Genomic DNA, 21348 nt, shown 5'->3' with positions numbered 1-21348 from the left:
ACAAAAAAGACCGCCGATTATTATGGCAGTCTTTCACAGCATTTTCTTGCTTTTTCTTCGCTTACTTCGCAGCTTCCAGAGATGCTTTACGGAAAGCCTTCATTGCTTTCTCAATTTCCAAGGAGGCCTTGCGCGCACGTGTTCCGGCAGCTTTGTTACCATTTTCCAACTGTGCTTTTGCATCTTTTTCAAATGCAGCATACAATTCTGCCACTTTCTCAACTAATTCTTTCATAATACTTTTAATTACTTCGTTAATAATGTCTGGCAAAAATACATTCTTTCTCGAAATAAATACAGAAAAACGATACTTTTTTTGAAATAATCGGTAAAAACAGTGCTATAAGGGGCTTTTACACGTTTTTTCCATACTTTTGCAGACATGAAAACGCTTACCGATACTGAATATATACGTGCCCTGATAGCCGAAGGGGAGCATCAGCAACAGGACTTCAAGTTCGAAATCTCCGATGCCCGAAAGATTGCCAAAACGTTATCCGCCTTTGCCAATACGGAAGGAGGACGACTGCTTATCGGAGTGAAAGACAATGGAAAAATTGCCGGTGTACGTTCTGATGAAGAACAATATATGATAGAAGCAGCCGCAAAATTGTATTGCCACCCTGAGGTGAACTTCCACACACAGACCTATCATCCGGAAGGACGAACCATTCTGGTTGTGAAGATAGACGAAAGCGAACAAAAGCCTATATATGCCAAAAATGAAGCGGGAAAACACCTTGCTTATCTTCGCATCAAAGACGAAAACATTCTGGCCACTCCCATTCATTTGCGTGTCTGGAAGCAAAAAGGAAATTCAAAAGGAGAACTGATAGAATATACAGAACGAGAACAACTGTTGCTCGACCTTCTGAAAGAAAACGGCCGATTATCTTTAAACCGATACTGCCGACTGTCACATCTCTCCCGACATGCTGCCGAACATTTGCTGGCCCAATTTATACGGTATGACATAGTAGAGCCGGTATTCGAAGGACATAAGTTTCTTTTCAAACTGAAATAAAGGAAGACACGGCAATTCTTGCAGCTCTATTTCGAGAAAGGCCTTTCTGTTTCACAGTTCTGTTTTCACAAATAATCACCTTAAAAAAAGAGAGATAAAAAATCTCGGAGTGCTGGTGAGAATCAACTTATTTCGTACTTTTGCAATCGCAATTGCTGCGGCAATTATAAATTACAAATCATAAATCATACGTAATATGGGTATATTTACCAAACTATTCAACAAAAATGCCGGAGAGACATCTTCCAAAAACGTGGAAGACTTCGTTTCGCTGACACGCGTCTATTTCCAGTCTGTGATAGCCGCCAATTTGGGCATCACCAACATACGTTTCATTCCTGATGTGGCCAATTTCAAGCGTCTGTTCAAAATCCCGACACAAGGAGGACGTTTGGGACAAGCAGAAAAGGCAGCCTCGCGCAAAATGCTGATGCAGGACTACAGCATCAGCGAGAACTTTTTCAAAGAAATAGATGCTTCCGTGAAGAAACACTGCCGCACACAAAATGACGTACAAGGCTACCTTTTCATGTATCAAGGCTTTTCCAACGACCTGATGATGCTTATGGGCAACCTGATGCAATGGAAGTTCCGCCTGCCTTCTTTCTTCAAAGGGGCATTGCGCAACATGACCGAAAAGACCGTGCACGACGTCTGCACCAAAAATATATGGAAAAAAGACGATGTACACAAAACAGCCATGTCTGTACGCCAATATAAAGAACGTTTGGGATATTCGGAAGAATGGATGTCTGAATATGTATATAACATAGTGATGCTTGCCAAGAAAGAACCGAAACCTAAAAATACGGAGCAGAAATAAGAAAGTCTCCTTCCTGAGGGTTCTTTGTTAGCAAAAGAAAAAGAACTCTAATTTTTTTCATAAGCATGCAGGCGAGAAGTTTCTTTCTCGCCTTTTTTAGTACTTTTAGCAAAGTATATTATTCCCTTTCATGGAATGCAGGGGCTTCGGCTTGTATACAAGTCATCCTATCTCATCAGCCCCACATAATTATTAACTTCAAAAAACAACTGCTTATGAAACAAAAGAAAATGCTTGCACTCACTCTCTCACAACTGGAACAACTTTATCGGCATGAATTGCCCGAACTGGTCGATATCGCTGTACGAAGCGAGCATGCTACAACTTTCAAGACCAGGTTATCGGAATACATAGCCGCTCATCCGGAAGTAGAAAGTGAGGCCGGCAAGCAAATTCGACTCTTGATTGAATTTGACGGACAAGAGGTTCACGAACTATCTACCGGGACACAACTGACGATATCAACCTTGTCTCTGCTGCACGCCTTTCTTACAAGGCAGTGGGAAGAAGAGATGGAGACGGATGTGTTCATCGACTTGTTCCAACAATTCAGACGTCTTCAGCACCCCTCAATACCTCTGCCTTCCGCTCAAAAAATAAAGTCACTGACAGAACGATGGCCTACGGGATTGGACGAAGACGTACAACAGATTCGCACCAAGAACAAAGAGCGCATTCTGCATGCACTGGTACAAAAAATTGAACACCGGAAGCATCCGACCTCACGTTTTCATTTTGCAGACGGTATCAGTTATGATGAGAAGTTCCGTCTCGTCAACGAATGGTGGAATGACTTTCGTTTTCATCTTGCCATGGCAGTGAAAACTCCTACGGAATTGAACCGCTTTCTTGGTAATTCCTTGTCTGTCGAAACCATGTATCTGCTTTCTAAAGCACGCAAAAAAGGGATGCCTTTTTTTGCAACACCCTATTACCTGTCACTGCTGAATTGCACAAACGGAGGGTATGATGATGAAGCCCTGCGCAGTTATATCCTATACTCACCCCAGCTGGTAGAGACCTACGGTCATATCCGCGCTTGGGAACGCGAAGATATGGTAGAAACCGGAAAACCCAATGCTGCCGGCTGGTTGCTTCCTGATGGTCATAATATTCATCGCCGCTATCCGGAGGTAGCCATTCTCATTCCCGACACAATGGGACGTGCCTGTGGTGGATTATGCGCATCTTGCCAGCGCATGTACGACTTTCAAAGCCAGCGTCTAAACTTTGAATTTGATGCACTGCATCCAAAAGAAAGCTGGGAAAAGAAGCTACGGCGACTGATGAATTATTTCGAAGAGGACACACAACTACGCGATATTCTCATCACCGGCGGAGATGCCCTGATGAGTCAGAACAAAACACTGCACCACATTTTAGAAGCGGTATATCGTATGGCTGTCCGTAAACGGAAAGCGAATCAGCAACGCACTGAAGGAGAAAAGTATGCGGAATTACAACGCATCCGCCTCGGTTCACGCCTCCCTGCCTATCTACCTATGCGCATTAACGACGAACTGGTAGAAATTTTACGAGAATTCAAAGAGAAAGCCTCTGCCATAGGCATTCGGCAATTCATCATCCAAACCCATTTCCAGACACCATTGGAAGTGACTCCCGAAGCTGCGGAAGGAATACGGAAGTTATTGACGGCAGGATGGCTCATCGACAATCAGTTGGTATATAACGTAGCAGCTTCCCGACGAGGACATACCACCCGTTTGCGCCAAGTACTGAACCAACTGGGAGTGGTGTCCTATTACACTTTCTCCGTAAAAGGATTTGAGGAAAACAATGCCGTATTTGCTCCGAACAGCCGTTCCGTACAGGAGCAACTGGAAGAGAAACGTTTCGGGAAACTATCCAAAGAGGATGCCTATAACTTATCGACAACGCTCGAAAACATTCATGACCCGGCTGCCTACATCCGACGCTTTCTGAAAACGCACCATTTGCCTTTCCTTGCTACCGACAGGAATGTACTTAACCTGCCCGCTATCGGGAAAAGCATGACTTTCCGGATGGTCGGCATCACCACCGAAGGTAAGCGTATTCTGTGTTTCGACCATGACAGCACACGACGCCATAGCCCGATTATAGACCGATTGGGACAAGTATATATTGTGGAGAACAAATCCATCGCTTCTTACTTGCGCCAACTACAAACCATAGGAGAAGACATAGAGGAATATGCTACCATTTGGAACTATACACAAGGCGAAACCGAATCACGATTCCATCTATATGAGTATCCCGACTTTCCTTTCCGAATCACCGACAAGATGACTAATCTGGAGATTAACGAATAGCACATTATCCGAAATAATCTGTATTTTTGCAGACGAAACAACCAAATGTGCAATGATGGAAATAGAGCAACATCCTTTTGAACCTTTCCTCCCCGGCAATGCACGCCTGCTGATGCTGGGGAGTTTTCCACCGCAAAAGAAACGGTGGTCGATGGACTTCTACTACCCCAATTGGGGAAATGACATGTGGCGCATTACCGGCCTCGTGTTTTTCAATGACAAGGATTATTTCGTGGACAAAGCTCGAAAAACCTTCTATAAAGAGCGCCTTACCGACTTCCTGCAAGAGAAAGGCATTGCCCTATTCGATACAGCAACGGCTGTGCGCCGTTTGCAAGACAATGCTTCCGATAAGTTTCTGGAAGTGGTGCAGCCCACAGATATCCCCAACTTGCTACATCGGTTGCCGGGATGCAAGGCTATCGTCACTACCGGCGAAAAAGCCACTGAAGTCCTTTGTCTTCAGTTCTCCATTGAAAAGCCTAAAGTGGGCGACTTCACAGAGTTTCTCTTTGAGAATCGTCCGATGCGTCTCTACCGGATGCCTTCTTCTTCAAGAGCCTATCCGCTTGCATTAGAAAAAAAAGCGACACCTTATCATATTATGTATCAAGACCTACAGATGTTATAAGCAACTTCCTCCAGAAAATAACCGGATAGGTTGTTTGTGTATTTGAAAGTTTCAATTACCTTTGCAGCCACAAACACGGGAGTAGCTCAGTTGGTAGAGCATCGGTCTCCAAAACCGGGTGTCGGGAGTTCGAGCCTCTCCTCCCGTGCAAAGATTAAGAAAGTGTATTCCAAAAACACTTTCTTTTTTTATGTCAAAATAACCAGTACATCTCTTGCCCCGTGCGCCCCCATCACCAATGCCTGTTCAATATCTGCGGTTTTGGATGGCCCGGAGATAAATACGCCGAATTTATACTGCTCGTTCTTCAGTTGCCCGTAAGCCTCGTGCATGTTGTTGACAATCCGATTCCGGTCGAGTACAATCACCAACTTCTCTGCAATGAAATATAGGGCTTTATGCTTCACCGACTGAGAAATCCATACTGCACCGTTCTCGGCAACTCCCAGTTCACCCTTCACTACGGCTACTTCGATGCCATTCAATTCAACGGCATTCTCCAAAACATCCGGGTTCAAAGTAGCACATGTAATCTCATCCATGTTTGAAACAATGCTTTTGGCCGTGGGATATTTTTCACAAATCACATCATTAATATCCTGCCTCTCCTCCAGAAGTATAGCTTCTCCACCAACTAAATCACTTACTTCAAGGAACTTGGTTGTCTTATCCGGATAGACTGTTGTATGGATACTATACACCGGATAATCGTATCGTCTTTTCGTATTTTTACGGATATCGGCTAAAATTTCTTCTTTACTGCTCATCTCTTTTCCCCTTTCCCTGAACTTTGTTTTTCTTCCACATCTCATTGAACGACTCACTCGCAAATTTCGGGAGTTCACGCCCTTTTCCCCAGTCGTTCAAATCATTATACACCATGAAACGCGGCAAATGATTCACCGCCGGGGCCGCCCACAAAGCCGCATTGAACAAAGCAGGGCGCTCCATCAATATTTTCATACCGCCGGATATCAGCTTCTTTGTCGGATTGGCCTTGCCTATATCCGGCAACACCTGCCTCCATTTATAAATCTGCTCGCCCAAATCCACTTTGGCCGGACATACATTGGAACAGGACAGGCACAAGGAACAAGCGGAAAGATTATCGTAATATTTCTCCGGCTCGTGAGCCATGCCCAAATTGATGCCGATAGGACCGGGGATAAAGTAAGTATAGGAATATCCCCCACTGCGACGATAGACCGGGCAAGTATTCATGCAAGCACCACAGCGTATGCAGTTCAATGTCTTTATATGATCGGGATGAGCCAGAATGGAACTCCGGCCATTATCCACAATGATGATGTGGTGTTCACCTCCCTCACGCGGATAACGATAGTGGGAAGTATAGGTGGTTATCGGCTGTCCCGTACCCGAACGGGCAAGCAAACGGGTAAATACACCCAATGCATCCATGTCCGGCACAATCTTCTCCAAACCGAAAGCCGCTATATTCAGTTTGGGACAAGAAGTACCCATATCGGCATTTCCTTCGTTGGTACAAACCACAATGTCACCGGTTGATGCCACCGCAAAATTAGCTCCCGTCATGGCTGCCTCTGCATTCAGAAAGATATCACGCAGGTTCTTACGGGCAACATGTGTCAGGTACGTCGGGTCGTAATTTCCTTTTTCCGCTCCCATCTCTTTTTCAAACAATTCGCCAACTTGCTCGCGCTTGATATGGATGGCAGGCATCACAATATGGCTGGGAGGAAGATGCATCAATTGCAAAATACGCTCGCCCAAATCTGTTTCCACTACATCGATACCTTTCTCCAATAGGAAAGGATTTAGTTCGCACTCTTCAGAAAGCATGGACTTGCTTTTCACAAAATGCTTTACATTATGACTGAGGAGTATCCCATAAATAATCTCACGGTATTCGGCAGCATCTTTTGCCCAATGAACGATAGCGCCATTGGCTGTTGCATTCTTTTCAAACTCCAACAGCAGTTCTTCCAAATGACTATTGGAGTAGAGTTTCAGCCGACAAGCCTGCTCACGCAAGTCTTCCCATTCAGGGATTTCCTTACTCATTCTGTCTCTTTTGGCACGAACCATCCATAAAGTTTCGTTGTGCCACGCCGCCATTGCAGTATTCTTCTGAAAGTTCTCGGCAGCCTTTGAATGTTTGGTACTCATAACTCTGACGCTAATATTTCTACAAAATGAATAGTATTGACCGGCAACTTCTCACGTTCTATAACACCCTGCATGTGCATCAGACAGGAACTGTCGGCACCCGTTATAAACTCTGCACCGGTCTCCATGTGATGTTTTATCTTATCTTTGGCCATGCACACAGACACTGCCTGCTCCTCAACGGCAAACATTCCTCCAAACCCGCAGCACTCATCCACATGCTCCGGTTCAAAAATCTCGATGTCCTGAACCATCCGGAGTAAATCGCGCAACTTATTATAATAAGGTATATTGCGCTCGCTCGGAGAAGAAAGAGAAAGTTCGCGTACACCGTGGCAACTGTTATGGATACTGACCTTATGGGGAAAACGGGCATTCAGTGTTGCAGGTTTTATAATGTCGTGCACAAACTCGCAAAGGTCGTATATTTTGCCGGCACTCTCACAGCGATGTCCTTCTTTTGCCAGAATGTCGGGATGGTTCAGCTTGACAAACGCCACACAGCTGGCCGAAGGACCGACTATGTAATCATACTCTTTAAATAAATCGTTGAAACGACGGGCAAGTCCGGAAGCTTCTTCCTCAAAACCGGCATTCGCCATAGGTTGTCCGCAGCACGTCTGGTCTAACGGGTAATCTACGTCCACCCCCAAGCTCTTCAACAACTTATACGCTGCTACCCCTACACCGGGATAGATAGCATTGATATAACAAGGAATAAATAAACCTACTTTCATAATTACGATTGAATTAGTCTACATCTTTACAATTAAATGTGCATAATCAGTTTCTACCAGATTATAAGTCAACTTTTCTTTTTTATCTGTTTTCCTATGGCTTCCTTTTTCGGCTATCGAAATATTGTTCGCTTTCTTCCCATAACTTATTCGTACACACAAAGAGAATTTGCCACCTTGCGTTCGACCTTGCCCGAAGGCGTATTCGCAATGCCTTCATCTGGCAAGGAAGCACTCCAAAGAGTGGAAGAACCTCCCCCATCCAGATTCAACGCATCTTTCCCGCCCAACACGCGAACCATGTGGGTTAGTTCGGGAATACTGACCCCCTCTGCTTTTCCCTTCCTGCGTCCGTCGACAACGATCAACAAGATCTTCTTGTTTCCGGTCAGAACCACGGCACTGCGGGGATGCTTAGTCTTTACAAAGTTCGAATTGCATGCAGAAAGATCACAGTTTTTTCCATCCAGCAACATCAATGGACCGGAAACGAGCACAGTGCCCCGCTTCAGCTTGCAAGTCTTTTCTTTTTGTTTGTTCCAAGACATCAACCGCAATTTCCCTTTTCGTATAAGCAGCGCACCATTCGACACTGTCGATAGAGCACCGGTGGCGGTTGTATCTACCACAACCCCATCATGGCGTAAATAACAAACGGAATTGCCCACCTTCATATCGAAAAAAGAACCATTGATGGCAGCTACAGCCCCCGAACGACGGGCGGCAATACTCGTCTCTTCTTTAGGATTATGGATAAGTACATCCATACGATAATGTTTCGGCGATATTTCAAAAATGGAAATTTCTTGCGGCACTCCATACAAGGAAGAAAATGCCGCTTTACGATAAAGAATTCCTTTTTGCAAAGAAACAACCTGCCAGTCTGCCTCAACAAGTGCCAGCGAATCGGCGGCAGTCTGTGCCATTACAGCCAACAAATTGCAGTACAGAAGCAATAGCAAACAGATTTGCTTCTTCATATCAGTTCTCTCTTTCATATCACATACTCTTTTTTTCAATCAATTAATTCGTAGCTGGATATCTGAATTGGCATGTCAAGATTATGCAATACCTTTTCAAGCTGGATGCCCTCGCGGTTATCGTATTCATATCCGAAAGTGGCGCGAATGCCCTGCATAATGAACTGCGTGGCACGGTCCAAAGCAATGGGCAGACTGTCGCCCTGCAACAATGCACCGGTAATGACACTGGTAAAGGTATCGCCCGTACCGGGATAATGGGCGGGCAAATAATGGCAAGTCACTTTCCAATATCGGTTTCCGTTTCGGTTATAAGCATATACGGAAGTCTTATGCTTATCACCCAATACCGGCACACTGGTAATAATCACCACTTCAGGACCGCAACCGGAAAGTTTCCGGAGATATGACTTCAATTCTTCATCCGTATTCTGCTCCTGATAAGGAACATCCAACAAGTAGAAAAGTTCCGTCAGATTAGGAGTAATAACGTCTGCTTTCGTGATAAGATGTCTCATCTCGTTCACCATGGAGGTATCAAAATTCGCGTAAAGCCGTCCATTATCTCCCAACACCGGATCTACCACCACCAAGCTTTCCGACTGACGAAATTCATTGATGAAATCAGAAACAATGCGTATTTGGCGTGGAGAGCCTAAATATCCCGTGTAGAAAGCATCGAATTGCATTCCCAATTTCTTCCATTCAGAGATTATCTTCGGCATTTCGTCCGTCAAGTCGAGAAAAGAGAAATGAGAATATTGAGTATGGCTGGACAACACAGCCGTAGGCAACGGACATACCTGAAAACCCATTGTGGAAAGTATGGGGATAACCACTGTCAGGGAAACCCGCCCAACTCCCGAAAGATCGTGAACGGCAACCACTTTCTTTACTTTATTCGCATACATATTATCTATATTATTTTTCCTACATTTGCCGCATGAAAACGGCTTATATCATTTTAGGAACGATTTCCTTAGTACTGGGGTTCATCGGCATATTCCTGCCTTTGCTGCCTACAACTCCTTTTTTGCTGCTCACCGCCGCCCTCTATTTCAGAGGATCGCCTCGTCTATACCAATGGTTGCTGAATCATAAATACCTCGGCACTTATATCCGCAATTTCCGCGAGAACAAGGCCATTCCGCTACGAGCGAAAATCTACTCCCTGCTATTGATGTGGGGAAGCGTTCTCTATTGTATCTTTTTCTTAATCCCTTTGATGGGGGTAAAAATACTGATGTTTCTTATCGCAATGGGCGTCACCCGGCATATCTTGTCATTCAGAACGCTGAAATAGAAACCCGTCACGTCTCCTCCCCACATAGGAGGGGAGGCATTAAATTCGCTTCTCTCTATTGCCAAACCAATAGAGTCCGTACCTGTCCTCCTCCCTACGGGGAAAGAGTTAGAGGAGAACGGTCCTCAAAGAACTCTCCCAGTTTTTTCCGTGCATCGGCCAATTTTTCCTCCCAATGCCTCACGGAATTTTGTCCTATGATATCCGTTACGTATTTCACCGATATAAACGGTACGTTTTTGGCACGACATACCATTGCCTGTGCATAGGCTTCCATATCCACAACATCACCTTCCACATCCGATAATTCTGTCAAGAAAGTATCTCCCGTGTTACAAACGCCCTCATTCTGCCAATGCAGGCAATAACCTTTCTGTGCCAGCAATCCGGAAGAATCGATTTCATACTCCACGCCAAAGTCCGTCAACTTCCGCATATCGCGGTCAATGAAACGGCGGCATACAAAAACCGCCCCCACCCAATGGTGAATAGTTCCTGCCGTACCTACATTTATCACCAAGTCGGGCAATCCGTGATTAATCGCTTCCGCAAGGTAAAAAGCGGACTTCACCTTCCCTATTCCGGTACGGAGGTAACCTATCTGCACTTCTTCCTTTCCTATCAGGCCGGGAAACTTCAGTTCCGTAAACTCACCTTGCACGGCATAAGTAACCAGAATTCTCATATCAGGCTGTCTTTTACTACTCTCAATATTAATCTCCTCAAACGAATCTTTCTCAAAAGACAAAGGTAGAAACCTTTCCGAAAGATTCCTACCTTTGACCCATTAAATATAAGAGTCTGTTTAAATTTTGCCCGACATCATTTTCAGGAAAATCAAAAAAAACAGACTCTAAAGTGTTTCAGGTTGAATTTCACTGTATATCCAGTTTTTTCTTATATTCTCGAATGAAATAGCAGTCCGGATTTTCCTTTTCGAGCGCCGACAAGCACTCTTTGGATTCTTCCTTCTTTCCGTTCTGAATATAATAGCGAATTAAAAGTTCGTAAGCATTTTCTTTGCCCCATGTGGGACGATAAGCGTCCTCACTTTTAGAAGCAAACGAGATTGCCTTCCTCAGATAATATTCAACTTTACTCTCTCGTGCCAAACCGGCCGGTGTATAGTAATCGTGGCTACCCAAGATATACCATCCTCTCACATTTGTAGAATCCATTTCCACCGCCTTTTCGGCATTTCTTTTGACCATCAAAGCGAGCTTTCCCGCTTCTACTCCTGAAACAAACTGAATGGAAAAGCTCTGCATAAGTGCCAGCAAAGCATAGTCTTCAGAAGTCTTGTCCGCCACACTGTCCAATGTGAGCGATGCTTCCTTGATGAGTTTTGCACTTTCAGCTCTATTACCGACTTTCATGTAAAAAACACTTTTGTAATAATTTATATACCCCTTCCAATACTGCACAATATTATTCCGAAGTCCTCCTCTATTAAGACGCTCGGACAAACTATCAAGCGGAGAGACAGAATTCAGCACGAAGCAATTGTTCATTGCCGATTCTATTTTGCCTTGAATAGCTCCGAAAACAGTATCAGATGTTCTCTTCGGCACTTCATAACAGTCTGCATCAGCCGTATACAGACTTGTCATTGCCGATGCTAACAAGATTAAAAATAGAATTACATTCTTCATAACTTTCCTTTTAGATTATTCTGGCAATCACAGTTTTCCTGCCAGATAAGATTTCAACGATTCTACATATTCTTCAAAAGCATCTACTCCCTGCGGAGTAATCTTGCAAATGGTGCAAGGCATCTTTCCCTTAAACGTCTTTATCACCTCCACATAGCCTGCCTTGCCGAGTTTGTCTATCTGCACACTGAGGTTTCCGGCCGTTGCTCCCGTCTGCTGACGGATGTAGACAAAATCTGCCTCCTCTACACTGATAAGCAACGACATCACCGCAAGCCGCAGTTCACTATGGAGCAAAGGGTTCAGTTCTTTAAACATATCATTTATTTTGATTCGATTCTCTATTTACACGATGTCCAGGGACAACCAACATGGTAACAAAACACACGGAGAACAATATATAATAAAGATTCCACCGGGCTTCGCCCACAATGCAAATAACAGATGCCGCCAATGCCAGTCCGAACGAAAAATAAGCTGCATTTACCATGAATTTGCTTTCTATCAGATAGCCTGTGACAGCTACTCCCAAAGCCATGACCAGAATGACTCCCGGCATCATCAGCCCCATATTATCCACATTCAGGCACAACCAAAAAACACCGAGCATCCCCATCGTTCCGATGGTGCGCCACACAGCCATCAGAGCCTTGTCCGTATAAGTAATCACCGGCTTGTCCTCTTTCTTTTGCATGATATACTGCATAGGCCATCCTACAAGCGGTATCAGGAACCATAACCAATTCCAAGCATAATTTTTCGTCAGCAGAACGAAAACAAATATAACCAAAGGAACAACTGCTCCCAGATAACCCCACAATAAAAAGATATTCCCACTGCCCACCTCAAGATTTCTCTTGCTGTTCTGTATCATTCGGGTAATAAGTTCCAAGCTCTCTTGCTCATTCAATTTCTTGTCTTCCATAAATCTTAAATTAATGACATTCGTTACTCAATTAACACACACGTTCAGTTGCAACTACACTGCAAAGATAAATGATTTACTTTATAAACCAAGTTATTTAATAAATTATTTCATCGTGTCTAATGCAACAAGTCTTATTATTCCGTTCAACAAGAGCATTGGTAAAGGCCGACACTCACTTAGCAGCATCCATTCTCATTGTGAAGAAACTCGTATGACGTATGGAATAAACCACCTGAATTCGGGATAAGAAGCAGGTCGACAACCTCACCCGAAAGGTTGTATTTTAAAATCAAATCCCATTGTTTATCAGACGTTTACCTCTAATCTGTCAGATACTTCTGTCTGACGGCTCAAACACTTGTGTCTGTCACGTCAAACACAAGTGTCTGTCGGCTTGAACACTTGCGTCTGTCGCGACAAAGGATTGCAGCTGTCAAACAGGGGGATGGCACCCGGCGTAAAAGGCTCTCTTCTCTTCTGCCTGACCACTGTAAACAGTGCATTCAGGAAATATCCGTCCGATAGGATGCAGCCCCTCATCTTTTAAAAAAGGAACAGCCTATCCCGAATTCAGGTAATAAACTTTATCTTAGTCTATATATCTTCTTATATGCTGCGATATATATCTTAGTGCTTAAGACATGTATCGCATCACGCAAGATAAAGTTTAATACATGATTCATACAAGTTTCCTCAACAATGTTTCCCTTTTCATCCCATACTCTTTCCGGACTTTTCCTCAATGTTTTTTGGAAAAACAGTCATTCTTCCAAAAACAGACACCTCTCTTACTATACAGGCAAGCGAACATGATTTCTACGGAAAACAAGGAAAAACGAACGATAAAAAGCAATAATCAAGCCTGAAAGGCACATTTTCCCCGAAAAGTTTTTGTAATCTATAAGTAAAATCGTATTTTTGTGTAGAATTTTGGTGTAGTAATGACAGACGAAGAAAAGAAGCTATTAAGTACCTTTGAAGCCAGACTGCGGCATTTAATCTATCTGCACGATGAATTAAAACGCGGAAACGCTGAACTGAAACAACTTCTCGAAGCTAAAAAAGAAGAATACGAGAAATTACAAGCTGAATACAAGGAACTGGAACTTAACTACACGAACCTAAAAACAGCTACGACAATCAGCCTTAACGGCAGCGACGTAAAAGAGACGAAGCTGCGATTGTCCAAATTAGTGCGTGAAGTCGATAAATGCATCGCCTTGCTGAATGAATAAAGAGAAGAGGATGTATGAACGATAAGATAAAGATAAATCTGCAAATGGCAGGAGCCTCCTACCCCCTCACCATCAACCGTGAGGACGAAGAAATGGTAAGAGAAGCCGCCAAGCAGGTGGATATCCGGCTCAATGCGTATCGGGAACATTATCAAAATGTATCTCCGGAGAAGATTATAGCCATGGTGGCCTATCAATTCTCTTTGGAAAACCTTCAAATGAAAGACCGTAATGATACCGAACCGTACACAGCCAAGATAAAGGAACTGACAGAAGTGCTGGAAACCTATTTCAAGGAATCATAAACAACAACGCTCTTCCGTCGGGTTCGGCTTAATAAAAAGAAAGATTCACGCACTGTACAAAAGTTTGCTCTGAAACGTGAGTAAACTTTTATGCAGTGCTTTTTTATTTATATACTAAAACAATTCAATAAAATGACAGTAGTTACAATAGTAGTATCCATTGCCTGCTTCATTGTCGGAGGATTCGCCTCGTACTTGTTCTTCAAGCACGGGCTGAAAAAGAAATACGACGGCATCCTGAAAGAAGCAGAAGCAGAAGCGGAAGTGATTAAAAAAAATAAGTTGCTGGAAGTGAAGGAAAAATTCCTGAACAAGAAAGCCGATTTGGAAAAAGAGGTAGCCATCCGCAACCAGAAAATACAGCAGGCAGAGAACAAACTGAAGCAACGTGAACTGGTATTGAACCAGCGCCAAGAAGAGATTCAACGCAAAAAAATGGAAGCCGAGGCCGTAAAAGAGAATCTGGAGGCCCAATTAGCCATTGTAGACAAAAAGAAAGAAGAGTTGGAACACATGCAACGGCAAGAGATAGAGAAACTGGAAGCCATATCCGGACTCTCTGCCGAAGAAGCCAAAGAGCGCATGGTGGAATCGCTGAAAGAAGAAGCCAAAACGCAAGCCCAATCATACATCAACGACATTATGGATGATGCCAAACTGACGGCAAGCAAAGAGGCCAAACGCATCGTCATACAGTCCATTCAACGCGTGGCAACAGAAACAGCCATCGAAAATTCCGTAACCGTATTCCACATCGAGTCAGACGAAATCAAAGGTCGCATCATCGGTCGCGAAGGCCGCAACATCCGTGCATTAGAAGCTGCTACCGGTGTAGAAATCGTTGTAGACGATACGCCAGAAGCCATCGTATTGTCTGCCTTCGACCCTGTTCGCCGTGAGATAGCTCGTTTAGCTCTTCACCAACTGGTCACAGACGGGCGCATTCATCCTGCACGTATCGAAGAAGTAGTAGCCAAAGTGCACAAGCAAGTTGAAGAAGAAATCATAGAAACCGGCAAGCGCACCACCATCGACTTGGGCATCCACGGTCTGCACCCCGAACTCATTCGTATCATCGGTAAGATGAAATATCGTTCTTCCTACGGCCAGAACCTTTTGCAGCATGCCCGCGAAACGGCCAACCTTTGCGCCGTGATGGCATCGGAACTGGGGCTGAACCCCAAGAAGGCCAAACGTGCCGGATTGCTGCACGACATAGGCAAAGTGCCCGATGAAGAGCCGGAATTGCCGCACGCTCTCTACGGCATGAAGCTGGCCGAGAAGTTTAAGGAAAAACCGGACATCTGCAATGCCATCGGAGCCCACCACGACGAAGTGGAGATGACCAGCCTGCTTGCCCCCATCGTGCAAGTGTGCGACGCCATATCGGGGGCACGCCCGGGAGCACGCCGCGAAATCGTAGAAGCATACATCAAGCGACTGAACGACCTTGAACAACTGGCCATGTCCTATCCGGGCGTAACGAAGACATACGCCATCCAAGCCGGCCGCGAACTGCGTGTCATTGTCGGTGCCGACAAGATTGACGACAAGGCAACGGAAAATCTCTCAGGCGAAATAGCCAAGAAGATTCAGGATGAGATGACCTATCCCGGCCAGGTGAAGATTACCGTCATCCGCGAAACGCGCGCCGTGAGCTACGCTAAGTAAGGACGGAGACATTTCCTCTTGTCTTTTTACCTCCGGGCTTGTCAGAAAACAGGCGAAAGAGAGTCAAAGAGACGTTTTTCAAGACGCAGATGAAGCGGATGTGGCAGTTTTTTAATGAAAATCTGTGTCATCCGCTTCATCTGCTTCTAAAATATCCGAGAAGGCTTGAAGTACACCATTTCCAAGCGCTTCTTTTCTTTTTTACCACAGACCATACGTTTATCAAATGGAAAATTATCAGTTTGAAGTTTGTGCCAACTCCGTAGAGAGTTGCCTTGCCGCCCAAGCCGGAGGAGCCCACCGGGTGGAGCTGTGCGCCGGCATTCCCGAAGGAGGTACCACCCCATCTTATGGCGACATCCTCATAGCCCGCGAGCATCTACGAGAAACCAAACTACATGTCATCATCCGTCCACGTGGAGGCGATTTTCTATATTCCTCCATCGAGCAACGCATCATGCTGAAAGATATTGAGAATGCCCGCCGTTTGGGAGCAGACGGCGTAGTCTTCGGCTGCTTGACGGCAGAAGGAGATGTAGACGTCTCTCTGATGAAGCTGCTAATGGAAGCTGCCCGGGGCATGTCCGTCACCTTCCATCGTGCATTCGACATTTGCCGTAATCCGCACGAAGCACTTGAAGACATCATCCGACTGGGCTGCAACCGCATCCTGACTTCGGGGCAACAAGCCACGGCAGAACAAGGCATCCCCTTATTGAAAGAACTCGGACAACAGGCCGCAAACCGGATTATCCTGCTGGCAGGCTGTGGAGTGAACGAATCAAACATAGCCCGCATTGCCCAAGAAACCGGAATCCGCGAATTTCACTTCTCTGCCAGAGAGAACCGGACAAGCGACATGCTGTATCACAACCAATCCGTCTCCATGGGCGGAACAGTCCACATAGACGAATACACACGCAGTGTCACCACCTCCGAGCGGGTGAAACAGACTATTGAGGCGCTGCATTCGGGCAAGCAATAAAAGGATACGGACCAAGACGTACAAGAGAGCAAACCCGACCAACATGCGGGAATGTTAAATCGGCTCAGTCCGAAAAGCCTGTCGGCTGTTCAATGATTCCTCAAAAGACACCTTGCCCTAAAGCGTGAGGCCACCTTTCCTAAGGTGTGGGAGTAGCTTCCGTAAGATGCGGGCTTATGCCTTCTAAAGTGTGGGCTTAGGACTCCTAAAGTGTGAGGTTGCACCTCTTAAAGTGTGGGGTTATATTCATTAAAGTGTGGGCATATGCCTCCTCAAATGTGGGCTTAGGATTGTACAAGCGTAAAATGCCGAATTATGTTGAATTACAAACATGGAGGAATTCACCCACAGTTTTGTCGGATTGTTCCCATACAAGCCGTATCAAACAACCGCTTCCAAATACGCAAAAAAAACACAGATGACATAGATTCTTCTTCAAATCCATGTCATCTGCGTTTTCTAAACATTTGAGAAATGTGCCCTATATTATTTTAATGCACTCTTTCCTTTTTTATAATCTTATAATGCCCGCATTCGGCCGAATATTTGTCACGAAAATCAAGGCTTCGCGTTATTTCTTTGCAGGAGAAGAGTATCTTGCATTCAAGCCTTCCAGAATCTCCTTGGTGATGTTGTACACACTGTCTGCATACAACAGGTTATCGAATCCCGTATTGCTTATAATCATGCTGTAACCTTTTGTTTTATTATACTCTTTCAGGAAAGCATTGATGGAATCGCGCAATTGCAGACTGTTTTTTTCGTTTTCGCTCATCAATTCCGATTGCAGCTTGTTGCTCAAAGTCTGCAAGTCTTGTTCCAGTTTAGCGATGCGGTTATATTCCTGCTGCGCCCTCTCCTGAGAAAGATAGGCGTTATTCTGATACTTCGTCTGGAATTCTTGTTTTTGTTTCTCCAATTCACCGGCTTTCTGATTCAGGGTCAGACGTACATTCTCACTCTTCTTCACCATGGCCTCGTTTAAGTCAACACAGAAATTATATTTTGCGAGAAGCGTATCTATCTCGACATAGGCAATCTTCATTTCGGATAATCCGCCGGCATGCACAGGGTCGTTTGTTGTCTGTTTATCAGCATTACCGGTACATTGAGCAAATAAAACGATCAGAGCAAAAGCTGCCAAACCGTTCACGAGGTAGTTTAATCTCTTCATAATAGATAAATATTGTTTTTAAAATTAGTTCATACTATCGTTTAAGGCTTTTTCCAATTCATCAATGGAGAAGCGGGATTTGCGTTGCGCTTCCCTGTCCTGCGACTGCGCGCAGCCGATTCCTCTGTCGCGCATGGCCTTGCTGCCGCTGACATGCCCGTTAGGGAACTTACCGCCTTTTACGAAAAAGACCTTTATTCCCAATAAAACAATGCAAATAGCAACTATTAACAGAGTTATCAATATTGTATTGAGCATTTCCTCTAATTTTGTTACATAAAAAATAGTGTTTTTACTATTTTTGTGGTGCAAATATAGGGCTTTGGTTGGACTAACCTACTTTTTTTGCTCTAAAAAAAGAGAAAGGGGAATAAAATAGGCTTTTTTTTAACCGACTTTAGCACTAAAGATTAACAGTCAGGCTCCAAGCACAAGTTGCACATGCCATATATCTGCTCTATACCACCTTCGTGTCTGCTCCGTACCCATAGATACGGAGAAGGCACAGATTTGATACGGAGGCTGCATGGAAGTTGCATGGAGATTGTACAAAGAAACCATTATTAAAAACATACGATATGGAGAAAAAAGAATTGAAACCGGCAAACGTATTTCGTTATTTCGAAGAAATCTGCCAAGTGCCGCGCCCTTCCAAGAAGGAAGAGAAAATGATTGCTTATTTAAAAGCGTTCGGAGAAAAGCATAAGTTGGAAACAAAAACAGACGAAGCCGGAAACGTCTTGATAAAGAAGCCGGCCACTCCGGGCATGGAGAACAGAAAGACGGTTGTCCTGCAATCGCATATCGACATGGTGTGTGAAAAGAACAACGACGTGAAGCACGACTTCCTCACCGACCCCATCGAAACCGAAATAGACGGTGAATGGTTGAAAGCCAAAGGAACCACCTTAGGTGCCGACAACGGCATAGGAGTGGCAACCGAACTGGCTATCCTCACCGACAACAGCATTGAACACGGTCCCATAGAATGCCTGTTCACTGTAGATGAAGAGACGGGGCTGACAGGCGCTTTTGCCTTGAAAGAGGGCTTCATGAGCGGAGACATCCTGCTGAACCTCGATTCGGAAGACGAAGGCGAACTCTTCATCGGCTGTGCGGGCGGCATAGACTCGGTCGCAGAGTTTACATACAAAGAGGTGGATGTGCCGGCAGGATATTTCTTCTGCAAAGTGCAGGTAAAAGGACTGAAAGGCGGACATTCCGGAGGCGACATACACTTGGGAAGGGGCAATGCCAACAAGCTGCTGAACCGTTTTCTGAGCGAGGCATTCGGCAAATATGACTTATATCTTTGTGAAATAGACGGCGGCAACCTGCGCAACGCCATTGCCCGCGAAGCACATGCGGTGATTGCCTTGCCCGATGCCGACAAGCATGCTTTGCGTGCAGACCTGAATGTTTTTGCGGCAGAGGCACAAGCCGAATTAGCCGTCGTAGAACCCGATTTGCAGTTTACACTCGAATCGGAGCATCCTCACCCCAAAGCCATCGACAAAGATACGGCCAAACGACTGTTGCAAACCATCTATGCCGTGCCTCACGGAGTATTTGCCATGAGTCAGGACATTCCGGGACTGGTAGAGACCTCCACCAATCTGGCTTCCGTGAAAATGAAGCCTAACCACACCATCCGCATCGAGACGAGCCAGCGCAGTTCTACCGCATCTTCCAAACAAGACATAGCCAATATGGTGCGCACCGTATTCGAGATGGGCGGGGCCTCCGTATCGTTCGGCGACGGTTATCCCGGTTGGAAACCGAACCCGCATTCGGAAATTCTGGAGGTGGCGGCAGATTCTTACAAGCGGCTGTTCGGCGTAGACGCCAAAGTAAAAGCCATCCATGCGGGTTTGGAGTGCGGTCTGTTCCTCGACAAGTATCCGACGCTGGACATGGTTTCCTTCGGTCCTACCCTGCAAGGCGTACACTCTCCCGACGAACGGATGCTCATTCCTACCGTCGATAAATTCTGGAGGCATCTGCTGGATATCTTAAAGCATGTGCCTGTAAAAAAGTGACGAGTGGCACAGGATAGCTTGTGATGCCGATTAATAAGACGATATGGATGGCTGTCCTTTTTCTCTGCCTGCACATTGTCGTGTACGGGCAAGAGAAAAAGGACAGTCTCGTTTTCCGCGTGATGAGCTACAACGTGGAAAACCTCTTCGACCTCCGGCACGACACGCTGAAAAACGACCATGAGTTCCTGCCCGATGCCCTGCGCCGCTGGAACTATGCCAAGTATAAGAAAAAGCTGGACAACATAGCCCGCGTCATCATCGCCGTGGGCGGTTGGACGCCTCCCGCACTCGTAGCCCTGTGCGAAGTGGAAAACGACAGTGTGATGCGCGACCTCACCCGCTACTCCGCACTGCGGGAAGTCGGGTACCGATACATAATGACGCAATCGGCCGACGAACGCGGCATCGACGTCGCCTTGCTTTATCGGCGCAGTCATTTCAAACCGCTTTCCTGCCAAAGCCTTTCGGTAAGCAGGTTTAGGAGAGATGCCCGCCCCACACGCGATATACTCCACGTAAGCGGACTGTTGTTGAACAAAGACACGCTGGATGTATTCGTGGCTCACTTTCCATCCCGTTCGGGAGGTGCCAAAGAGTCCGAATCTTACCGCCTGCATGCCGCCCGAAGAGTGAGGACGGCCATAGACAGTCTGTTCCGCCTACGCCGGCATCCGCAAATCCTTCTTATGGGAGACTTCAACGACTATCCCCACAACAAAAGCATAAGGCAGGTGCTGAAGGCCGGAGCGCCTCCCCTCTCGCCGGATTCACTGCATGCACACGGCCTCTACCATCTGCTGGCCGGGAAAACGACCGTCAGCAAGCACTTCGGAAGCTATAAATATCAAGGAGAATGGGGCTTGCTGGACCATATCATCGTGTCGGGCAGTCTTCTTCAAAAAGATTCATCCCTCCATACAGACGAAACGAAAGCCGATGTGTTTGCTCCTCCCTTTCTTTTGGAAGAAGACAAGAAATATGGAGGAAAACAACCCTTCCGCACCTATCGCGGCATGAAATATCGGGCCGGATACAGCGACCATCTGCCTGTATGGGCGGAATTCCGGCTATTGTATTAAAGCCGATACGGCTCTCCAAAAGCGTGTTTCTCGCTTTCAGCCAATAGCCTTCAACGATGTCTCAGTATCGCTGAAATGACATACGTATCTCATTGGTGATGACATACGTATCTCATTGGTGATGACATACGTATCTCATGGGCAACGACATCAGCATCTCATGGGCAACGACATCAGCATCTCATGGGCAACGACATCAGCATCTCATGGGCAACGACATCAGCATCTCATGGGCAACGACATCAGCATCTCATGGGCAACGACATCAGCATCTCATGGGCAACGACATCAGCATCTCATGGGCAACGACATCAGCATC

At 45.6% G+C, this 21348-nt stretch carries 24 protein-coding genes and 1 tRNA gene; 12 read left to right on the top strand and 13 right to left on the bottom strand.

Going from position 1 to position 21348, the window contains the following annotated elements; translation table 11 throughout:
* Nucleotides 1–61 precede the first annotated feature (61 nt).
* Nucleotides 62–235: a histone H1 gene (locus EV202_RS13905; protein ID WP_106068360.1), complete on the bottom strand. Its 174-nt coding sequence runs from the start codon at nt 233–235 to the stop codon at nt 62–64.
* Nucleotides 236–382: 147 nt separating this feature from the next.
* On the opposite strand from EV202_RS13905, the gene EV202_RS13900 reads away from it, so the two are divergent.
* The 5 genes from EV202_RS13900 (at nt 383) to EV202_RS13880 (ending at nt 4938) form a co-directional block, all read left to right on the top strand.
* Nucleotides 383–1024: an AlbA family DNA-binding domain-containing protein gene (locus EV202_RS13900; protein ID WP_106068359.1), complete on the top strand. Its 642-nt coding sequence runs from the start codon at nt 383–385 to the stop codon at nt 1022–1024.
* 196 nt (nt 1025–1220) lie between these two features.
* Entirely contained in the window at nt 1221–1847 is a 627-nt protein-coding gene (locus tag EV202_RS13895; RefSeq protein WP_131927490.1) for a hypothetical protein, read from the top strand.
* Between the two features lie 215 nt (nt 1848–2062).
* A complete protein-coding gene (locus tag EV202_RS13890) occupies nt 2063–4159 on the top strand; it encodes a KamA family radical SAM protein (protein ID WP_131927489.1) in 2097 nt (698 codons plus the stop codon).
* A gap of 55 nt (nt 4160–4214) precedes the next feature.
* The gene (locus EV202_RS13885) at nt 4215–4790 is read left to right on the top strand and encodes a uracil-DNA glycosylase family protein (protein WP_106070406.1); all 576 of its coding nucleotides are present in this window, start codon (nt 4215–4217) and stop codon (nt 4788–4790) included.
* 75 nt (nt 4791–4865) lie between these two features.
* Nucleotides 4866–4938: transfer RNA gene (locus EV202_RS13880), tRNA-Trp, on the top strand.
* 40 nt (nt 4939–4978) lie between these two features.
* On the opposite strand, the gene EV202_RS13875 is transcribed toward EV202_RS13880, so the two are convergent.
* The 5 genes from EV202_RS13875 to EV202_RS13855 form a co-directional block, all read right to left on the bottom strand.
* Nucleotides 4979–5557, bottom strand: a complete 579-nt coding sequence (locus EV202_RS13875; RefSeq protein ID WP_125239722.1) for a LutC/YkgG family protein — start codon at nt 5555–5557, stop codon at nt 4979–4981.
* Nucleotides 5547–6938 (bottom strand): lactate utilization protein B, encoded by a 1392-nt coding sequence (locus tag EV202_RS13870; protein WP_131927488.1) that lies wholly within the window; start codon nt 6936–6938, stop codon nt 5547–5549. Before EV202_RS13870 ends, EV202_RS13875 begins: the two co-directional genes overlap by 11 nt.
* Nucleotides 6935–7675, bottom strand: coding sequence for a (Fe-S)-binding protein (locus EV202_RS13865; protein ID WP_131927487.1), 741 nt, complete (start codon nt 7673–7675; stop codon nt 6935–6937). Before EV202_RS13865 ends, EV202_RS13870 begins: the two co-directional genes overlap by 4 nt.
* A 146-nt stretch (nt 7676–7821) precedes the next feature.
* Nucleotides 7822–8655 carry a phosphodiester glycosidase family protein gene (locus EV202_RS13860; RefSeq protein WP_131927496.1) on the bottom strand — a complete coding sequence of 278 codons (834 nt, stop codon included), beginning with the start codon at nt 8653–8655 and terminating at the stop codon, nt 7822–7824.
* A gap of 35 nt (nt 8656–8690) precedes the next feature.
* Complete coding sequence (locus EV202_RS13855) at nt 8691–9566, bottom strand: pyridoxamine kinase (protein ID WP_131927486.1); 876 nt, start codon at nt 9564–9566, stop codon at nt 8691–8693.
* A gap of 32 nt (nt 9567–9598) precedes the next feature.
* Here EV202_RS13855 and EV202_RS13850 point away from each other — a divergent pair, with 32 nt between their 5' ends.
* Entirely contained in the window at nt 9599–9958 is a 360-nt protein-coding gene (locus tag EV202_RS13850; RefSeq protein ID WP_106068353.1) for a YbaN family protein, read from the top strand.
* 94 nt (nt 9959–10052) lie between these two features.
* Here EV202_RS13850 and EV202_RS13845 read toward each other — a convergent pair whose 3' ends face one another.
* From EV202_RS13845 to EV202_RS15125, 5 genes are all read right to left on the bottom strand, one after another.
* Nucleotides 10053–10643, bottom strand: a complete 591-nt coding sequence (locus EV202_RS13845; protein ID WP_131927485.1) for a phosphorylase family protein — start codon at nt 10641–10643, stop codon at nt 10053–10055.
* 190 nt (nt 10644–10833) lie between these two features.
* Complete coding sequence (locus EV202_RS15315) at nt 10834–11334, bottom strand: hypothetical protein (protein ID WP_234878309.1); 501 nt, start codon at nt 11332–11334, stop codon at nt 10834–10836.
* 303 nt (nt 11335–11637) lie between these two features.
* The gene (locus tag EV202_RS13835; RefSeq protein ID WP_106068350.1) at nt 11638–11928 is read right to left on the bottom strand and encodes a winged helix-turn-helix domain-containing protein; all 291 of its coding nucleotides are present in this window, start codon (nt 11926–11928) and stop codon (nt 11638–11640) included.
* Nucleotide 11929: 1 nt separating this feature from the next.
* A complete protein-coding gene (locus tag EV202_RS13830; RefSeq protein WP_106068349.1) occupies nt 11930–12535 on the bottom strand; it encodes a hypothetical protein in 606 nt (201 codons plus the stop codon).
* A gap of 375 nt (nt 12536–12910) precedes the next feature.
* A complete protein-coding gene (locus tag EV202_RS15125; RefSeq protein ID WP_165899441.1) occupies nt 12911–13078 on the bottom strand; it encodes a hypothetical protein in 168 nt (55 codons plus the stop codon).
* Nucleotides 13079–13479: 401 nt separating this feature from the next.
* Between EV202_RS15125 and EV202_RS13825 the strand changes: the two genes are divergently transcribed.
* From EV202_RS13825 to EV202_RS13810, 4 genes are all read left to right on the top strand, one after another.
* Nucleotides 13480–13773 (top strand): hypothetical protein, encoded by a 294-nt coding sequence (locus tag EV202_RS13825; RefSeq protein WP_106040057.1) that lies wholly within the window; start codon nt 13480–13482, stop codon nt 13771–13773.
* A 14-nt stretch (nt 13774–13787) separates the two neighbouring features.
* Entirely contained in the window at nt 13788–14078 is a 291-nt protein-coding gene (locus tag EV202_RS13820; RefSeq protein ID WP_106040056.1) for a cell division protein ZapA, read from the top strand.
* A 132-nt stretch (nt 14079–14210) separates the two neighbouring features.
* Complete coding sequence (gene rny / locus EV202_RS13815; protein ID WP_131927484.1) at nt 14211–15749, top strand: ribonuclease Y; 1539 nt, start codon at nt 14211–14213, stop codon at nt 15747–15749.
* 226 nt (nt 15750–15975) lie between these two features.
* Nucleotides 15976–16734 carry a copper homeostasis protein CutC gene (locus EV202_RS13810; protein WP_131927483.1) on the top strand — a complete coding sequence of 253 codons (759 nt, stop codon included), beginning with the start codon at nt 15976–15978 and terminating at the stop codon, nt 16732–16734.
* A gap of 571 nt (nt 16735–17305) precedes the next feature.
* Here EV202_RS13810 and EV202_RS13805 read toward each other — a convergent pair.
* A complete protein-coding gene (locus EV202_RS13805) occupies nt 17306–17908 on the bottom strand; it encodes an OmpH family outer membrane protein (RefSeq protein ID WP_106040053.1) in 603 nt (200 codons plus the stop codon).
* Between the two features lie 24 nt (nt 17909–17932).
* Complete coding sequence (locus EV202_RS13800; RefSeq protein WP_131927482.1) at nt 17933–18166, bottom strand: hypothetical protein; 234 nt, start codon at nt 18164–18166, stop codon at nt 17933–17935.
* 320 nt (nt 18167–18486) lie between these two features.
* Here EV202_RS13800 and EV202_RS13795 point away from each other — a divergent pair, with 320 nt between their 5' ends.
* Complete coding sequence (locus EV202_RS13795) at nt 18487–19947, top strand: aminoacyl-histidine dipeptidase (protein WP_131927481.1); 1461 nt, start codon at nt 18487–18489, stop codon at nt 19945–19947.
* 47 nt (nt 19948–19994) lie between these two features.
* Nucleotides 19995–21029: an endonuclease/exonuclease/phosphatase family protein gene (locus EV202_RS13790; protein WP_234878308.1), complete on the top strand. Its 1035-nt coding sequence runs from the start codon at nt 19995–19997 to the stop codon at nt 21027–21029.
* Nucleotides 21030–21348 lie beyond the last annotated feature (319 nt).

Origin of the sequence: Prevotella heparinolytica, assembly GCF_004342845.1 — a bacterium.
GTDB classification, from domain to species: Bacteria; Bacteroidota; Bacteroidia; order Bacteroidales; family Bacteroidaceae; genus Bacteroides; species Bacteroides heparinolyticus.
This window is presented reverse-complemented; position numbering and strand designations above follow the sequence as displayed.

Bases quoted from the DNA above. Each gene is read 5' to 3' on its own strand.
- EV202_RS13890 (WP_131927489.1), top strand. From the start codon at position 2,063: ATGAAACAAAAGAAAATGCTTGCACTCACTCTCTCACAACTGGAACAA.
- EV202_RS13885 (WP_106070406.1), top strand. From the start codon at position 4,215: ATGGAAATAGAGCAACATCCTTTTGAACCTTTCCTCCCCGGCAATGCA.
- EV202_RS13790 (WP_234878308.1), top strand. From the start codon at position 19,995: ATGGCTGTCCTTTTTCTCTGCCTGCACATTGTCGTGTACGGGCAAGAG.
- EV202_RS13850 (WP_106068353.1), top strand. From the start codon at position 9,599: ATGAAAACGGCTTATATCATTTTAGGAACGATTTCCTTAGTACTGGGG.
- EV202_RS13825 (WP_106040057.1), top strand. From the start codon at position 13,480: ATGACAGACGAAGAAAAGAAGCTATTAAGTACCTTTGAAGCCAGACTG.
- EV202_RS13845 (WP_131927485.1), bottom strand. From the start codon at position 10,643: ATGAGAATTCTGGTTACTTATGCCGTGCAAGGTGAGTTTACGGAACTG.
- EV202_RS13805 (WP_106040053.1), bottom strand. From the start codon at position 17,908: ATGAAGAGATTAAACTACCTCGTGAACGGTTTGGCAGCTTTTGCTCTG.
- EV202_RS13835 (WP_106068350.1), bottom strand. From the start codon at position 11,928: ATGTTTAAAGAACTGAACCCTTTGCTCCATAGTGAACTGCGGCTTGCG.
- EV202_RS13870 (WP_131927488.1), bottom strand. From the start codon at position 6,938: ATGAGTACCAAACATTCAAAGGCTGCCGAGAACTTTCAGAAGAATACT.
- EV202_RS13820 (WP_106040056.1), top strand. From the start codon at position 13,788: ATGAACGATAAGATAAAGATAAATCTGCAAATGGCAGGAGCCTCCTAC.
- EV202_RS13800 (WP_131927482.1), bottom strand. From the start codon at position 18,166: ATGCTCAATACAATATTGATAACTCTGTTAATAGTTGCTATTTGCATT.
- EV202_RS15315 (WP_234878309.1), bottom strand. From the start codon at position 11,334: ATGAAAGTCGGTAATAGAGCTGAAAGTGCAAAACTCATCAAGGAAGCA.
- EV202_RS13855 (WP_131927486.1), bottom strand. From the start codon at position 9,566: ATGTATGCGAATAAAGTAAAGAAAGTGGTTGCCGTTCACGATCTTTCG.
- EV202_RS13860 (WP_131927496.1), bottom strand. From the start codon at position 8,655: ATGAAGAAGCAAATCTGTTTGCTATTGCTTCTGTACTGCAATTTGTTG.
- EV202_RS15125 (WP_165899441.1), bottom strand. From the start codon at position 13,078: ATGAGGGGCTGCATCCTATCGGACGGATATTTCCTGAATGCACTGTTT.
- EV202_RS13905 (WP_106068360.1), bottom strand. From the start codon at position 235: ATGAAAGAATTAGTTGAGAAAGTGGCAGAATTGTATGCTGCATTTGAA.
- EV202_RS13895 (WP_131927490.1), top strand. From the start codon at position 1,221: ATGGGTATATTTACCAAACTATTCAACAAAAATGCCGGAGAGACATCT.
- rny (WP_131927484.1), top strand. From the start codon at position 14,211: ATGACAGTAGTTACAATAGTAGTATCCATTGCCTGCTTCATTGTCGGA.
- EV202_RS13830 (WP_106068349.1), bottom strand. From the start codon at position 12,535: ATGGAAGACAAGAAATTGAATGAGCAAGAGAGCTTGGAACTTATTACC.
- EV202_RS13865 (WP_131927487.1), bottom strand. From the start codon at position 7,675: ATGAAAGTAGGTTTATTTATTCCTTGTTATATCAATGCTATCTATCCC.
- EV202_RS13875 (WP_125239722.1), bottom strand. From the start codon at position 5,557: ATGAGCAGTAAAGAAGAAATTTTAGCCGATATCCGTAAAAATACGAAA.
- EV202_RS13810 (WP_131927483.1), top strand. From the start codon at position 15,976: ATGGAAAATTATCAGTTTGAAGTTTGTGCCAACTCCGTAGAGAGTTGC.
- EV202_RS13900 (WP_106068359.1), top strand. From the start codon at position 383: ATGAAAACGCTTACCGATACTGAATATATACGTGCCCTGATAGCCGAA.
- EV202_RS13795 (WP_131927481.1), top strand. From the start codon at position 18,487: ATGGAGAAAAAAGAATTGAAACCGGCAAACGTATTTCGTTATTTCGAA.